General features: G+C 71.3%; 15 protein-coding genes. 5 read left to right on the top strand and 10 right to left on the bottom strand.

Annotated features, from left to right (window positions below; all coding sequences use genetic code 11):
* Positions 1-25: 25 nt before the first annotated feature.
* The 7 genes from proC to E1281_RS11820 form a co-directional block, all read right to left on the bottom strand.
* Positions 26-820, bottom strand: a complete 795-nt coding sequence (gene proC, locus E1281_RS11850; RefSeq protein WP_131877346.1) for a pyrroline-5-carboxylate reductase — start codon at positions 818-820, stop codon at positions 26-28.
* A gap of 55 nt (positions 821-875) precedes the next feature.
* On the bottom strand, positions 876-1,796 hold the full coding sequence (locus tag E1281_RS11845) for a proline dehydrogenase family protein (RefSeq protein ID WP_131877345.1): 921 nt from the start codon (positions 1,794-1,796) through the stop codon (positions 876-878).
* Between the two features lie 143 nt (positions 1,797-1,939).
* Positions 1,940-3,175 carry an LCP family protein gene (locus E1281_RS11840; protein ID WP_131877344.1) on the bottom strand — a complete coding sequence of 412 codons (1,236 nt, stop codon included), beginning with the start codon at positions 3,173-3,175 and terminating at the stop codon, positions 1,940-1,942.
* Positions 3,176-3,295: 120 nt separating this feature from the next.
* Positions 3,296-4,030 (bottom strand): ABC transporter permease, encoded by a 735-nt coding sequence (locus E1281_RS11835; RefSeq protein ID WP_131877343.1) that lies wholly within the window; start codon positions 4,028-4,030, stop codon positions 3,296-3,298.
* On the bottom strand, positions 4,027-4,737 hold the full coding sequence (locus tag E1281_RS11830) for an ABC transporter ATP-binding protein (RefSeq protein WP_243716863.1): 711 nt from the start codon (positions 4,735-4,737) through the stop codon (positions 4,027-4,029). Before E1281_RS11830 ends, E1281_RS11835 begins: the two co-directional genes overlap by 4 nt.
* Before the next feature lie 110 nt (positions 4,738-4,847).
* A complete protein-coding gene (locus E1281_RS42565) occupies positions 4,848-5,450 on the bottom strand; it encodes a TetR family transcriptional regulator (protein ID WP_279433607.1) in 603 nt (200 codons plus the stop codon).
* On the bottom strand, positions 5,447-6,331 hold the full coding sequence (locus E1281_RS11820) for a sugar phosphate isomerase/epimerase (RefSeq protein WP_131877342.1): 885 nt from the start codon (positions 6,329-6,331) through the stop codon (positions 5,447-5,449). The genes E1281_RS42565 and E1281_RS11820 overlap by 4 nt, the downstream gene beginning before the upstream one ends.
* A 133-nt stretch (positions 6,332-6,464) precedes the next feature.
* On the opposite strand from E1281_RS11820, the gene E1281_RS11815 reads away from it, so the two are divergent.
* From E1281_RS11815 to disA, 4 genes are all read left to right on the top strand, one after another.
* Positions 6,465-7,175, top strand: coding sequence for a class I SAM-dependent methyltransferase (locus tag E1281_RS11815; RefSeq protein WP_131877341.1), 711 nt, complete (start codon positions 6,465-6,467; stop codon positions 7,173-7,175).
* 78 nt (positions 7,176-7,253) lie between these two features.
* The gene (locus tag E1281_RS11810; RefSeq protein WP_131877340.1) at positions 7,254-8,369 is read left to right on the top strand and encodes an alpha/beta hydrolase; all 1,116 of its coding nucleotides are present in this window, start codon (positions 7,254-7,256) and stop codon (positions 8,367-8,369) included.
* Between the two features lie 49 nt (positions 8,370-8,418).
* On the top strand, positions 8,419-9,888 hold the full coding sequence (locus E1281_RS11805; protein WP_131877339.1) for an AAA family ATPase: 1,470 nt from the start codon (positions 8,419-8,421) through the stop codon (positions 9,886-9,888).
* A gap of 113 nt (positions 9,889-10,001) precedes the next feature.
* A complete protein-coding gene (gene disA / locus E1281_RS11800; RefSeq protein WP_131877338.1) occupies positions 10,002-11,084 on the top strand; it encodes a DNA integrity scanning diadenylate cyclase DisA in 1,083 nt (360 codons plus the stop codon).
* A gap of 208 nt (positions 11,085-11,292) precedes the next feature.
* Here disA and E1281_RS11795 read toward each other — a convergent pair whose 3' ends face one another.
* Positions 11,293-11,835, bottom strand: coding sequence for a hypothetical protein (locus E1281_RS11795; protein ID WP_131877337.1), 543 nt, complete (start codon positions 11,833-11,835; stop codon positions 11,293-11,295).
* A 135-nt stretch (positions 11,836-11,970) separates the two neighbouring features.
* Between E1281_RS11795 and E1281_RS11790 the strand changes: the two genes are divergently transcribed.
* Positions 11,971-12,849: an A/G-specific adenine glycosylase gene (locus E1281_RS11790; protein WP_131877336.1), complete on the top strand. Its 879-nt coding sequence runs from the start codon at positions 11,971-11,973 to the stop codon at positions 12,847-12,849.
* Positions 12,850-12,934: 85 nt separating this feature from the next.
* Here E1281_RS11790 and E1281_RS11785 read toward each other — a convergent pair whose 3' ends face one another.
* Both E1281_RS11785 and E1281_RS11780 read right to left on the bottom strand, forming a co-directional pair.
* Positions 12,935-14,080 carry a DUF6596 domain-containing protein gene (locus tag E1281_RS11785; RefSeq protein WP_131877374.1) on the bottom strand — a complete coding sequence of 382 codons (1,146 nt, stop codon included), beginning with the start codon at positions 14,078-14,080 and terminating at the stop codon, positions 12,935-12,937.
* Positions 14,081-14,088: 8 nt separating this feature from the next.
* On the bottom strand, positions 14,089-14,496 hold the full coding sequence (locus E1281_RS11780; RefSeq protein ID WP_131877335.1) for a YciI family protein: 408 nt from the start codon (positions 14,494-14,496) through the stop codon (positions 14,089-14,091).
* Between the last annotated feature and the right edge of the window lie 230 nt (positions 14,497-14,726).

Below are 14,726 nucleotides of genomic sequence, written 5' to 3'. Positions count from 1 at the left end.
ATTCAACTCTGAACTTTTTCGGGGATCAGCCGCTCGCCAGCTCGCGGCCCCGGTCGCGGGCGGCCTCGATGGCCTCCACGACGGCGGCGCGGACGCTGTGGCGCTCCAGCTCGCGGATCGCCGAGATCGTCGTCCCGCCGGGGGACGTGACGGCCTCGCGCAGCATCACCGGGTGCTCGCCGGAGTCGCGGAGCATGACGGCCGCGCCCACGGCGGACTGGACGACCATCTCCAGCGCGGCGGCGCGCGGCATGCCGAGCAGGATGCCCGCGTCCACCATCGCCTCGACCAGGTAGTAGAAGTACGCGGGACCGCTGCCGGACAGGGCCGTCGCGCCGTCCTGGAGCGACTCGGGGATCCGCAGGACCTTCCCGACCGGGCTCAGCAGCTCCTCGGCGAGCTTGAGGTGCTCCTCCCCCGCGTGCGATCCGGCCGAGATCACGCTCATCGCCTGGTCGACGAGGACGGGCGTGTTCGACATGACGCGGACGACGGGCACGCCCTCCGGCAGCCGGTCCTGGAAGAAGCCGGTCGTGAGGCCCGCCGCCATCGAGATCACCAGCCGTCCGGGCGGGATGTGCGGCCCGATCTCGTCCAGCAGGACGCCCATGTCCTGCGGCTTGACCGCGAGGATCAGCGTCTCGGCCTTGGCCGCGGCCTCCGTGTTCGGCACGATCTCGATGCCGTACCGTTCCCGCAGCAGCGCCCCGCGCTCCTCGCGGCGCACGGTGGCCATCAGCTCGGACGGGCGCCGCCCTGCCCGCAGCACCCCGGACAGCAGCGCCTCGCCCATCTTCCCGGCACCCAGAATCGCGATCATCGACACACCTTGACGTGGGGTTCCTGCAACCGGTCCAGCCTATAGCCGGGACGGGTCAGGACCGCCCGGCGAGGGAGCGCAGGAAGAACCGGAGGTTGGCGGGCCTCTCCGCGAGACGGCGCATGAAGTACGGGTACCACTCCCGGCCGTAGGCGACGTAGACGCGGACCTGCGCGCCCTGCGCCGCGAGCCGCCGCTGCTCCTGCGGGCGGATGCCGTAGAGCATCTGGTACTCGAACGAGGCGGCGTCACGCTCGTGCAGCACCGACAGCGCGCCCGCGATCTCGATGAGCCGGGGGTCGTGGGTGGCGAGCATCGGGTAGCCCTTGCCGGCCATCAGCACCTTCATGCACCGCACGTACGACTTGTCGATCTCTTCCTTGTCGGTGAAGGCCACCGCGGCAGGAGCGGCATAGGCGCCCTTGCACAGCCTCACACGCGAACCCTCGTAGGCGAGTTCTGCGCAGTGCTCCTCCGCACGGCGCAGGTACGACTGGATGACCGCCCCGACGTCAGGGAAGTCACGCCTCAGCTCGTGGACGACTCGCAGCGTCGAGTCGACGGCGGTGTGCTCCTCCATGTCGAGGGTGACCGTCGTGTCGGCCGAACGCGCGGCCGTGCAGATCCGGCGCGCGTTGCCGAGCGCGAGGTCCTCGTCGAAGGTCTGCCCCACGGCGGAGAGCTTCAGCGACACCTCGGCGCGCGTGCCGAGACCGGCGGCGCCCAGGCGCTCCAGGAGTTCGATGTAGTGCAGGACGTTCACCTCGGCCCGCCCCTGGTCATGGGTTCCCTCGCCCAGGACGTCCAGGGTGACGAGCAGCCCCTCACCGGTCAGTTCACCGGTGACGCGCGCCGCGTCCTCGATCGACTCACCGGCGATGAACCTGCGGACCACGTCGCCGCTGAACGGCGCGGTCTCCACGACCCTGCGCGCGCCGCCGCTGCGCGACGCGACGAGCAACGCCTGACGAAGCACTGTGCGAACCCCTCGGGTGGACCCTGCCGACTCATGGAACGGCCGACTCATGGAACGGCCGACTCACGGAACGGCCGGCTCGTGAAACCGCCGACTCGTGAACCGTCGTCTCCGATCAGGTTATGCCCGCCCGGAGCCCGCGATCACGAGACCGTGCCGAGGCTGTTGCCGGCGCCGTGCCGCTCGGCCCACTCCGCCATCCTGGCGGTCTTGACGGCTTCGAACAGCGCGTTCGCCTTCGCCGCGTCCAAGAACACGACGCTCTGCCTGCCGCGCATGCCGGTCCCCTTGTGCGGCGCCGTCATGAACATCACATCCGAGGCCCGGACGCTGCGCATGCTCAGCGCCAGCGAGCGCAGGTCGCCCGCCGACACGCCCTCGTCCACGCTGATCGAGTTGGTGAGCGCGGACAGGAACCGGTCGAGCTTCAGCGGGTTGGTGAGCGTCCCGCGGTCGGCGGCCTGCTTGGCCAGGGCGCCGAGGAACGCCTGCTGCCGCTTGATCCGGTCGAAGTCGCCGTTCGGCAGGTTGTAGCGCTGCCGGACGAAGAGCAGCGCCTCCTCGCCGTCCAGCTTCTGCTTGCCCGCCGTCCAGTTCTTCTTGCGGGCCGGGTCGTACACGGTCTCCTTGATGTCGACGGTGACGCCGCCGAGCGCGTCCGTCATCGACTTGAACCCCTCGAAGTCGATCGCGCCGTAGTGGTCGACCCGGATACCGGTGAGGCTCTCGACGGTCTCGATCAGCAGCTTCGGCCCGCCGTAGGAGAACGCCGCGTTGATCTTCTGGTTGCCGTGGCCGGGGACCTCGACCCACGAGTCGCGGGGGAACGAGACGATGTAGGCCTTCTTCCGGTCCGCCGGCAGGTGCAGCAGCATGATCGTGTCGGTGCGCTGCTGGCCGGGCTTCCAGACCTGGTTCCCCTGCCCTGTGGTGCCGTTCTGCGCCCGGGAGTCCGATCCGACGAGCAGCCAGTTCTCGGTGCCCTTCACGTTGGGGCCCGGCCTGTTCGACCCGTCGTCCGGCATCACGCCTTCGATCCGGTCGATGTTGCCGTTGTAGGACGACTGCCGCTGCCAGGCCAGCCCGCCGAGACCCGCGACGACCAGCGCCACGAACACCCCGACCGCGATGAGGACCCGGGGCCAGCGGCGCTTGCGCCTGAGCGGACCGTTCCCGTCCGACCCGGCCCAGAACGCGCTGTCCGCGCCGCCGTTCCCCGCGCCGGCGTCCTCCGGCCCGCCCGGCCCCCGCGGGGCCTGCGGCGCTTCGGGGCCACCGGGACCCGCGCCCGGCCGTGCCGCAGCAGCGGGAGGCTCACCGGGCTGCTGAGACCCCTGCTGCTGCGACACGGGCGGGCCAGGAAGATCTCGGGGGGTCATGGCGCCGAAGCTACCAGCCTGGTCGGCGCGAGATGGCCTACTTTGGCCCAGGTGTCCTATTGCGGCGACCCCGCCTCTCCCGGTAAACCGCAGGCCGTCCCAAGGGGTCGCCCCACGTGGCTAGACGGTCCTGCGGCGGAGGGTCACGGCGCCCAGGAGGAGGGCGGCCATGGTGAACGCGGCGATGACGGACACGTCCAGGGCGAGGGTGCCGGTGAAGTCGGCGCTGGCGCTGATCTCCTGCATGCCCTCGACCGCGTACGTGAGCGGCAGGACGTGCGAGATCGCCTGAAGCCAGGACGCCATCTCCTCGCGCGGGACGATCAGGCCGCACAGGAGCAGCTGCGGCAGGACGAACGCGGGCATGAACTGGACGGCCTGGAACTCGGTCCGGGCGAACGCGCTGGCGAACAGGCCGAGCGACATGCCGAGCAGCGCGTTCAGCAGGGCGACCAGGACCAGCGAGCCGAGCGAGCCGTTCAGGTCGAGGCCCAGCCAGGTCAGCGAGACCAGCAGGACGGCGCCGACCTGCACGAGCGCGATAAGGCCGAACGCGAGCGCGTAGCCGAGCAGCAGATCGAGCTTGGCGAGCGGCATGGTCATCAGCCGTTCCAGCGTGCCGCTCGTCCGCTCGCGGAGCGTGGCGACGCTGGTCACGAGGAACATGACGATGAACGGGAACAGGCCGAGCAGCATGGGCCCGAGCCGGTCGAAGAGCATCGGCTCGTCGAACACGTACCTCAGCAGGACCATCAGCAGCGCCGGCACCCCGATCAGCAGGACGAGCGTGCGGTGGTCGTGCTTGAGCTGCGTGAGGATGCGCCGCATCGTGGCCAGTGCGATCGCGGGACTCATGCCGGGCTCCCTGCCTTCTCGGCGATCAGGTGGAGGAACGCTTCTTCGAGGTCCTGCGCGCCGGTGCGGTGGCGCAGGCCGTCCGGGGTGCCGTCGGCGAGGATGTGGCCCTCGCGCATGAGCAGGAGCCGGTCGGTGCGGCCCGCCTCGTCCATGACGTGGCTGGACACGACGAGCGTGACGCCTCGTCCCGCCAGCTCGCGGAAAAGCTCCCACAGCTCCTGGCGCAGCACCGGGTCGAGGCCCACGGTCGGCTCGTCCAGGACGAGGATCTCGGGCGCGCCCAGCAGCGCGACGGCGAGGTTGGCGCGGCTGAGCTGGCCGCCCGACAGCGTCGCCGCGGTCTGGTCGCGGCTCGCGCCGAGCCCGACCTCGTCGATGACGCGGTCCACGTCGGTGCGTGGCGCGCCCAAGACGGACGCGAAGTAGCGCAGGTTCTCGGCGACGGTCAGGTCCGCGTACACGGCCGGCGACTGCGTCGCGTATCCGACGCGGCGCCGCAGACCCGGCGAGCCGGCGTCGTCGCCGAGGACGGTCACCGTCCCGCCTTTGACGATCTGGACGCCGACCAGGGCCCTTATCAGGGTCGTCTTCCCGCAGCCGCTCGGCCCGAGCAGTCCCACGATCGAGCCCTTCGGCACGTCGAAGGTGAGCCCGTGCAGCACCTCCCGGCCGCCGCGCGCCACCCGGAGGTCTCGCACGCTCACCGCAACACTGGAACTCATCATATGTTGAATTTATGCGGACAAGGACGCCCCGGTCAAGGGCGGACAGGGTCATCTCCGAGTCGGGACGGTCGGCGTCAGGGCGGTTCGCGTCAGGAAAGGAGGTAGCGCTGGAGGGTCGGGGCCACCAGCTCGACGAGTTCCTCTTCGGTGGCGGACGCCATCGGCTCGATGCGCAGCACGTAGCGCATGATCATGATGCCGATCATCTGCCCGGCCGCCGCCTGGATGGCCAGGGACGGGGCGCCCGTGGCCTGCTTGGCCCGCCCCAACAGGGCCTGCGTGACGAACTCGCGCATCATCGCCGCCGCGCGCTCGTTGGTCATCGCCGAGCGCAGCATGGCGAGCAGCGGAGCGCGGCGCTCATCGTCGCCCCACACCTCCAGGAAGGTCCGGACCATCGCCTCGCCCACCCGCTCTCTGGGGTAGGCCATGATGCGCGGCAGCAGGATCGACGGATCCAGCGGGAAGCGCATCGCCTCGATGAACACGCCCTCCTTGTTGCCGAAGAAGTGGTGGACGAGGGCGGGATCGACACCGGCGGCGCGGGCGATGGCACGCAGCGAGGCGCCGTCGTAGCCCTTCTCAGCGAACAGCTCGCGCGCCTCGGCGAGGATCTTCTCGCGCGTCTCGGTCGGGCCGGGACGGCGCCCGCGCGAGGCCGGGCGGCCCCCCGGACGCACCGCGTCGGTCACCGCACGCCCCGGCGGGTGATCTCACCCGCCGACGTGACCTCCCAGGTGTGGGGGGCGGCGGCGAGGTGCAGGCGCGCGAAGGCCAGCGCCTCGGCGAGGTCCTCCATCCGCTCGACGCGGCTGGACGCGCGGCGCGTGTTGATCTCCAGGACGATGTGCCCGCGGAAGCCGTCCTCGGCGAGGTTCTCCAGGAGCGTCCCGCATGGCTGGTTGCCGCGGCCGGGCACGAGGTGCTCGTCCTTGTTCGTGATGCCCACGCCGTCGGCGAGGTGGATGTGCCGGAGGCGGTCGCCGAGACTCCCCGCCATCTCGAGTGGGTCGGAGCCCGACACCGCAGAGTGGGACAGGTCGAGCGTCACGTAGGGGAAGTCCTGGTCGACCGGGTTCCAGTCGGGGAGGTACATGCCCGCCTCGGCACCGCGCGCCTTGAGCGGGAACATGTTCTCGACGGCGAAGAGGACGTCCGTCTCGTCCTGCATGCGGGCGAGGCCGTCGACGAACTCCTTGGCGTAGTCGCGCTGCCACCGGAAAGGCGGGTGCACGACGACGACGTCCGCGCCCAGTTCCTCCGCGACCTCCTTGGACCGCACCAGCTTTCCCCACGGCTCACGCCCCCACACCCGCTGCGTGAGCAGCAGGCAGGGCGCGTGGATCGACTTGATGGGGACCTGGTGGTAGTCGGACAGTCGCCGCAGGACGTTGAGGTCCTGGGACGAGGCGTCCGTGGAGACCATGACCTCGATGCCGTCGTACCCGAGCAGCGCGGCGATCTCGAAGGCGCTCGGTACCTTCTCCGGGTACACCGACGCGGTCGAGAGCGTGATCGGCGCGTCCGGTACGCGGAGCGCCGGTGAAGAGACACCGTTGTGCTGCGGAGTCAAGGCTTCCTCGCCGAGAATGGTCGTTCGGTGGTGTTCGTAGGGCGATGCTCGCAAGGCAAAGCCTATGCGGCCACGGCTGTGATGAAACCTTCGCCCCGCGTGATCCTGATTGCTCTGGCTACCCTCTGTTCCCGTGGCCGAGATCGCCCGGGGCGCCGTGCCGAGCCCCAACATCTGGAACTCCCCCCAGGTCTACGAGCTGGAGAACCGTGCCGTGGACCCCGACGGCGTGCTGCCGGAGGCGATGCGCGCCATCCGCCCGTGGAAGGGGTCGGACGTCCTGGACCTCGGCTGCGGCACCGGCTTCCACCTGCCGTTCTTCGCCGCGGACGCGAACCGGGTGATCGGCGTGGAGCCGCACGCGGGCCTCGCCGCGGCGGCCTCCCGGAGGGCGCGGGACCTTCCCCACGTCACCGTTCGTGTCGGCGCGGCCCAGGCACTGCCGGTTCCGGCCGCCTCGATCGACGTCGTCCACGTCCGGTGGGCCTACTTCTTCGGCCCGGGATGCGAGCCGGGCCTGGCCGAGCTGGAACGGGTCGTCCGGCGCGGCGGGGCGGTCTTCATCATCGACAACGATGCCACGCGGTCCACGTTCGGCCGCTGGTTCCAGCGGAGCCTCCCGAAGTACGACCCCGGAGCCGTGGAACGGTTCTGGACGCGGCACGGCTTCACCCGGGAGCCGCTGACGATCCGCTGGTCCTTCGAGAACCGGGACGACCTCGAAGCCGTACTGCGGATCGAGTTCCCGCCCGACCTGGCCGAGGCCTTTCTGCGCGAGCAGGACGAGGGCGGGGCCTCCCTTGAGGTGGACTATGCCGTCAATTTGTGGTGGCGTTGCCCCTGAAGTTACCGACTGGTCGGCCGCTGCAGGAATTCGGTCACCGCCGGAATTCGGTCACCGCCGGAACGGGAGGAACGTGCCATGGGCCGTGCCACCAGGACGAGCCGTCTCGCCCTTCAGGGGACGCCCCCGAGGCGCCGCGCCGTCGCCCGGGGAAGCGTCCGCGGCCTCCTCGCCGCCACGGCGCTCGGCGCGGCCGGGGCGGGCGCCGGGCTCGCCGCCCAGCGCCGGGCCATGCGCCGCCTGCAACTGCGTCCCGACCCGCACGCCGGTGAGCCGTTCGGGTCGCTGCGCGGCCGGCCCGTCCCCGTCCGCGCCGAGGACGGCACGCGCCTGTACGCCGAGATCGACGGCGACGACCGCACCGACCTCGCCGTCGTGTTCTGCCACGGCTGGACGCTCACCCAGGACTCCTGGCACTTCCAGCGCAAGGCCCTGCGCGGCCTCGGCCGCCTCGTCTTCTGGGACCACCGCGGCCACGGCCGCTCCGACGGCGGCGCCCGCGACGGCTACACGCTCGACCGGCTGGCCGGCGACCTGGCCACCGTCATCGAGGCGACCGTCCCGGAGGAGACGCCCGTCGTCCTCGTCGGCCACTCCATCGGCGGCATGACCATCCTGCGCTACGCCGACGAGAACCCCGGCCTGATCGGCCGCAAGGTCGTCGCCACCGGGCTGCTCTGCACCTCGTCCGGCGGCCTCGGCGAGGTCACCCTGGGCATGCCCGCCCTGCTCGCGCGCGTCGGCCACCGCCTCCTCCCCCGCGCCCTCGGCGCCCTGGGCGCCGGCTCCGGCGCGGTGGAGAAGGTCCGCCACCTCGGCCGCGAGTCCGCCACGCTCATCGAGGACCTGATCGCGTTCGGCCCCGACGCCAGCCCCGCGGCCGTCGCGTTCGCCGAGCAGATGATGACCGAGACCCGGATGGACGCCTTCGTCGACTACCTCCGCTCGATGATCACGACCGAGGTGATCAGCGACTGCGCGTCCCTCGCCGGCGCCCGCAACCTCGTCATCGGCGCGGAGCACGACATGCTCACCCCGGTCGAGCACGGCCTCAAGATCGCCAACTGCCTCCCGGACGCCGGGCTGGAGGTCGTCCCGTCCGCCGGCCACATGGCGATGATGGAACGCCCCGGCGTCGTGGCCGACCACTTGGGCGACCTGATCGAGAGAACCCGACAGGCCATGGCCGCCTGAGCGCGGCCGGAGCGCGCCCTGTCACCCCCGGCCTCTACGCTTTCGGCGCATGGGGAAGGCGAAGACCGCGAAGGCGGCCTACCGGTGCTCGGAGTGCGGCTGGCAGACCTCCAAGTGGGTCGGGCGCTGCGGGGAGTGCCAGGCGTGGTCGACGGTCACCGAGGGGGCGTCCGCGACACCGGCGCGGGTCGTGGCGGCCGGTCCCGTCAGCGCGCCCGCCCGCCCGATCGGGCAGATCGACGTGCGGTCGGCGCAGACGAGGCCGACCGGGCTGGACGAACTCGACCGGGTGCTCGGCGGCGGCATCGTGCCCGGCGCCGTCCTGCTGCTGGCGGGCGAGCCGGGCATCGGCAAGTCGACGCTGCTGCTGGAGGTCGCCGCGCTGGCCTCGACGCAGTCCGGCGTCCCGGAGCCGCGAGGCGAGGAGAAGCCCGGGAACGAGGCCGGGAAGGCGGAGCGGAAGCGCGTCCTGTACGTGACGGGTGAGGAGTCCGCGGAGCAGGTACGGCTGCGCGCCGACCGGGTGGGCGCGATCACCGACGACCTGTATCTGGCGGCGGAAGCGGAACTGTCCGCCATCCTCGGGCATATCGACACCGTGGAGCCGGGGCTGCTGGTCGTCGACTCGATCCAGACGGTCGGCACGTCCGAGGTGGACGGCGCGCCCGGCGGCGTCACCCAGATCCGGGAGGTCGCCGCCAACCTCATCCGCGTGGCCAAGGAACGCGGCATCACGGTGGTGCTCGTCGGGCACGTCACCAAGGAGGGCGCGATCGCGGGGCCGCGGCTCCTGGAGCACCTCGTCGACGTCGTCCTGTACTTCGAGGGCGACCGGCACTCGCGCCTCCGCATGATCCGCGCCGTGAAGAACCGCTACGGGCCGACCGACGAACTCGGCTGCTTCGACCTCTCCGAGGTCGGGATCGTCGGGCTGCCCGACCCGAGCGGGCTGTTCCTCACCCGGCGGGACGAGGCCGTCCCCGGCACCTGCGTGACCGTCACGCTGGAGGGCCGCCGTCCCCTGGTCGCCGAGGTGCAGTCGCTCGTCGCGAAGTCGCACCTTCCGGCGCCGCGCCGCGCCACGTCCGGCCTGGACACCTCGCGCGTCGCGATGGTCCTGGCCGTCCTCGCCCAGCGCTGCAAGATCTCCATGCACGAGCAGGACGTGTACGTCTCCACGGTCGGCGGCGTCCGGCTCGCCGAGACGTCCGTAGACCTGGCCCTCGCGCTCGCCGTCGCGGGCGCCTCCGTCGAGCAGGCCCTGTCCACCAGCCTGATCGCGCTCGGCGAGGTGGGCCTCGCCGGGGAGGTCCGGGTCGTGCCGGGCGTCCAGCGGCGGCTCGCCGAGGCCGCGCGGCTCGGGTTCAAGCACGCCGTCGTCCCCCGCGGCTCCCTCGAACTGGCCGACGGATCCCCGCTGAAGCGCGCGGACCCGCAGCTCACGAGCTACGAGGGCATGAAGGTGATGGAGGTCGACAGCCTGCAGCAGGCCCTGCAGGTCTCCTTTACGGCCCCGTAACGTGGGTCACGCCAGAGTATTACGCCACGCGGTCCACGCTTGCGACCAGGGGAGGAACCGGCGCGCCGCCCTCCTCGGTAAACTGACGCCGTCCAGCGACCTCCGGGGGTCAGGTGCTAGCACACGACAAGGGTTATGACGAGCGACGCCGCGCCACGTTGGCCGCGGTGGCCCCGGGCACCCAGATTCGCGACGGACTGGAGCGGATCCTGCGGGGCCACACCGGCGGCCTGATCGTGCTCGGCTACGACAAAGCGGTCGAGGAACTGTGCTCGGGCGGCTTCGAACTCGACGTCGAGTTCTCCGCCACGCGGCTGCGCGAACTCGCCAAGATGGACGGCGCCATCGTCCTCGACGGAAGCCACAGCCGGATCGTCCGGGCCGCGGTCCAGCTCCTGCCGGACTCGACCATTCCCACCGAGGAGTCGGGCACCCGCCACCGCACCGCGGAACGTGTCGCCCGCCAGACCGTCTATCCGGTCATCTCGGTCAGCCAGTCGATGCACATCATCGCGCTTTACCTCGACGGCATCCGCTACGTCCTCGAAGACTCGGCGGCGATCCTGTCCAAGGCCAACCAGGCCCTCGCCACGCTAGAGCGCTACAAACTGCGGCTGGACGAGGTGTCCGGCACGCTCTCGGCGCTGGAGATCGAGGACCTCGTCACCGTCCGGGACGTCAGCGCCGTCGTCCAGCGCCTCGAGATGGTGCGCCGGATCGCCGACGAGATCGAGGGCTACGTCGTCGAACTCGGGACGGACGGCCGGCTGCTGTCCCTCCAGCTCGACGAGCTCGTCTCCGGCGTCGACGTCGACCGCGAGCTGATCGTCCGCGACTACCCGTCCGACGACACCCGCGCCCGCGGCGTCACCGCCATCCTCTCCGCCCTGGACACGCTGACGGCCAACGAGCTGCTCGACCTGTCCACCGTCGCCGAGGTGATGGGCTTCGCCGGCCCGGACGCCCTCGACCTGCCCGTCAGCCCCAAGGGCTTCCGCCTCCTCGCCAAGGTCCCGCGGCTGCCGAGCATGGTCGTCGAACGCCTCGTCGAGCACTTCGGCGGCCTGCAGAAACTCCTGGCCGCCAGCATCGACGACCTCCAGGCCGTGGGCGGCGTGGGCGAATCCCGGGCCCGCAGCGTCCGCGAGGGCCTCTCCCGCCTCGCCGAATCCTCGATCCTGGAAAGGTACGTGTAGTTTCCGGCGAACGAACCCCGGCCACCACCCCGACCCGCAACAACCAGAACCACTGCGATCGCGTCCGAAGGCAGGTTGCGAGCGAAACGAGAAACCTGATCGCGAAGCGAGCCGCAAGGCGAGTTCGGAGCGATGCAGCGATCGCATCGCAGTTCCCGCCGAAGGGAGGGCCTTCAAGGCCCGACCGCCAAGGGAACTGCAAACAAACTCAGCGCAGGTGGAAGATCTGCTTCTTGGTCTTCTTGTCCTTCAGGTCGGCCACATAGGTGCCGGGACGGGCGGTGTTCTTGCCGTCGCAGCCGCGCATGCGGTCCCAGGTGACGGTCTCCACGTACGGGATGCCCCGCCTGAGGTCCTTCTTGGGCGAGTCGCCGTCGCGGCATTCGGCGGACGACCAGATGCGGTCCGAGCCCGACGTGATGCGGACGTCCAGCGACTCGGTGCTGAACGCGCAGGATCCGCTTCCCGTGTTCACGACCGTGATCCGGAACTCCGGACGGCTCGAACCCGAATAGGTCTTCTCGGTGGACATGCCGAAGACGAGGTCCCTCTCCTCGCAGGGCCCGCCGTCCTCCGCCTCTTCCGGCTCGGGCGTGGCCGTCGTGGTGACGGTGACGGTCGGCATCACGGTCGGCGGGGGCGGTGGGCTCGTGCTCGCCACCGCGCCCGCGTTCTGGACCGGTTCGTCCGCGTCACCGGTGCAGGTCCAGGCCAGCAGGCCGACGCCGCAGAGCACACCGGCCAGGGCCACCGCGCGACGCCGCCAGTATCGATCAAGTCCAGAACCGCCTTGGTCACGTCCAGTACTTGCCCCCATACGTTAAGTATGCAATCAGCGATCCGGAAAGAGGGGACGACCCGCCGCGTGCCACAATGGCGGCGCGCCATGAAACCGAACTCCTCCTACACCGCCCCGATCCTCGACTGGTACGAGGCGAACGCCCGGGACCTCCCGTGGCGGGCGCCCGACGCGACGCCCTGGGGCGTCCTGGTCAGCGAGATCATGCTCCAGCAGACCCCGGTCTCCCGCGTCCTGCCCGTCTGGCAGGCCTGGATGAACCGCTGGCCCACGCCCGCCGCGCTGGCGGGCGAGCCGTCGGGCGAGGCCGTCCGGGCGTGGGGACGGCTCGGCTACCCGCGCCGCGCGCTGCGCCTCCACGAGAGCGCCCGCGCGATCACCGAGCGGCACGGCGGTGACGTCCCCTCCTCGCACGGCGACCTCCTGGCGCTTCCCGGCATCGGTTCCTACACCGCCGCCGCCGTCGCCAGCTTCGCGTTCCAGCAGCGCCACGCCGTCCTCGACACCAACGTCCGGCGCGTCCTGGCCCGGCTCCTGTCCGGCGACGAGTACCCGCCGACGTCGCAGACGAAGGCCGAACTGAAGCTCGCGGAGGGCCTCCTCCCCCTCGATCCGCCGACCGCCGCCCGCTGGGCCGTCGCCGTGATGGAACTCGGCGCCCTGGTCTGCACCGCCCGCACCCCCCGCTGCGCCGACTGCCCGGTGTCCGGCGAGTGCGCGTGGCGGCTGGCGGGCCGCCCCGCCTACGACGGCCCGCCGCGCCGAGGCCAGACGTACGCGGGCACCGACCGCCAGTGCCGCGGACGCATCCTCGCCGTCCTGCGCGAGGCCGAAGGCCCCGTCCCCAAACCGGCCCTGGACGTCGTCTGGTCAGACGCCCCCCAACGCGAACGCGCTCTCGACGCCCTGATAGCAGACGGCCTGGTAGACCCCCTGAACGACGGCCGCTACGCCCTGCCCACCTGACCGACACACGATTTCGACACGGCGTGTCATGTCCCGTTCCCGGTGGACATCGACGTCAAGTCCCCGAGTCGCTGAGCACGGGGCGTCAGCGGTGCCGGTCTGCGTTCAGGCGGGCGGCCTGGCGGGTCAGGTGGTCTCGCTCGGCGAGGTTGGGTGCCTTCTCGGCCGCCTCCGCGTACAGGCGTGCCGCCTTCTCCAGGTCGCCGTCGCGCTCGTGGAGATAGGCCGCCACCGCGGCGTGGCGGGGCAGTGCGTCGTCCAGCGCCGCGAGCGCGGCCAGGCCGGCGCGGGGTCCGTCGGCCTCGCCGACGGCCACCGCTCGGTTGAGCCGGACGACCGGGCTCTCGGTCAGCCGCACGAGCTCGTCGTACCACTCGACGATCTGAACCCAGTCGGTCTCCTCGGCGGTGATCGCGTCGGCGTGGAGTGCCGCGATGGCGGCCTGGGCCTGGAACTCGCCCAGCTTGTCGCGCGCGAGGGCCGCCTGGAGGATCTCGATGCCTTCGGCGATCGACCGGGTGTCCCAGCGGCCGCGGTCCTGCTCGGCGAGCGGCACCAGGCTCCCGTCCGGCGCGGTCCGGGCGCTGTGCCGGGCGTGGTGGAGCAGCATGAGTGCGAGCAGGCCCGCCACCTCGGGATGGTCGATCGCGGCCGCGAGCCGCCGGGTGAGCCGGATGGCCTCCGCGGCAAGGTCGACGTCGCCGGAGTAGCCCTCGTTGAAGACCAGGTAGAGGACGCGCAGCACGGTGGCGACGTCGCCGGGCTGGTCGAACCGCACACCCGAGACGGTGCGCTTGGCCCGGCTGATGCGCTGCGCCATCGTCGCCTCGGGCACGAGGTAGGCCTGGGCGATCTGGCGGGTGGTCAGCCCGCCGACCGCGCGCAGCGTGAGCGCCACCGCGGACGACGGCGTCAGCGACGGGTGCGCGCACAGGAAGTAGAGCTGGAGCGTGTCGTCCACGCCTGACGCGGGGCCGGGCGGCGGCTCCTCGTCGACCCGGTCCTCACGCCGGCGGCGGGCCGTGTCCGCCCGGGTCGCGTCCAGGAACCGGTTCCAGGCGACGGTGACCAGCCAGCCCTTGACGTCCCGTGGCGGGTCGCCCGGCCAGACGCGGACCGCCTCGACCAGCGCGTCCTGCACGGCGTCCTCGGCCGCCGCGAAGTCGGCTCCGCGGCGGACGAGGATCCCGAGGACGTCCGGGGTGAGGCTTCTGAGCAGGGCCTCGTCCATCCGAACGGTCACTCCGTGATGGTGGGCGGCTCGGTCAGGAACGGACGCAGTTCGAGCCACTCGTGGATCGGCTCACCGCCCGCCCCGGGCGCGGCCGACAGCTCGCCGGCCAGCTCCAGGGCGCGCTCGTAGTCGTCGACGTCGATCACCATCCAGCCGGCGATGAGGTCCTTGGTCTCGGCGAACGGGCCGTCGGTGACCGGCTTGCGGCCCTCGCCGTCGTACCGGACGAACGTCCCTTCGGGCGCGAGCGCCTGGCTGTCGACGAACTCGCCCGTCTCCTGGATCCGGGCCGCGAAGTCGTTCATGTACTGCACGTGGGCCGAGATCTCCTCCGGCGTCCACTTGTCCATCGGCACGTCGTTGACCGAAGCCGGAGCGCCGCGGTAGTGCTTGAGCAGCAGGTACTTGGCCATCGTGTTCTCCCTCGGGTTTCCTGCGACCCATTCTGGCCGCGTTCACACCGGGGACGGAGCCGCCCACGAGTTCTCGACATCCCCACCCAGATTTTTTTTTGGGAGGAACCGGGGCCCCTTCCGCCAACGTCCGCGGGCTCATCCGACACGACGGCCAGCCGCTCGGACGCCCCTCGGCCATTCGGTGCGCAGATGCGCACGGGCGCGGACCACGGAGCGCGGGGCGGGGG

The sequence above is a fragment of the Actinomadura sp. KC345 genome, from assembly GCF_004348515.1.
Lineage (GTDB): Bacteria > Actinomycetota > Actinomycetes > Streptosporangiales > Streptosporangiaceae > Spirillospora.
The sequence above is the reverse complement of the archived record's forward strand: the minus strand, read 5'-3'. Positions and strand labels throughout refer to the sequence as shown.

Excerpts from the sequence above, each read along its gene's own strand:
- proC (WP_131877346.1), bottom strand. The coding sequence starts at position 820 with ATGATCGCGATTCTGGGTGCCGGGAAGATGGGCGAGGCGCTGCTGTCC.
- E1281_RS11840 (WP_131877344.1), bottom strand. The coding sequence starts at position 3,175 with ATGACCCCCCGAGATCTTCCTGGCCCGCCCGTGTCGCAGCAGCAGGGG.
- E1281_RS11835 (WP_131877343.1), bottom strand. The coding sequence starts at position 4,030 with ATGAGTCCCGCGATCGCACTGGCCACGATGCGGCGCATCCTCACGCAG.
- E1281_RS11810 (WP_131877340.1), top strand. The coding sequence starts at position 7,254 with ATGGGCCGTGCCACCAGGACGAGCCGTCTCGCCCTTCAGGGGACGCCC.
- E1281_RS11805 (WP_131877339.1), top strand. The coding sequence starts at position 8,419 with ATGGGGAAGGCGAAGACCGCGAAGGCGGCCTACCGGTGCTCGGAGTGC.
- E1281_RS11790 (WP_131877336.1), top strand. The coding sequence starts at position 11,971 with ATGAAACCGAACTCCTCCTACACCGCCCCGATCCTCGACTGGTACGAG.
- E1281_RS11785 (WP_131877374.1), bottom strand. The coding sequence starts at position 14,080 with ATGGACGAGGCCCTGCTCAGAAGCCTCACCCCGGACGTCCTCGGGATC.
- E1281_RS11780 (WP_131877335.1), bottom strand. The coding sequence starts at position 14,496 with ATGGCCAAGTACCTGCTGCTCAAGCACTACCGCGGCGCTCCGGCTTCG.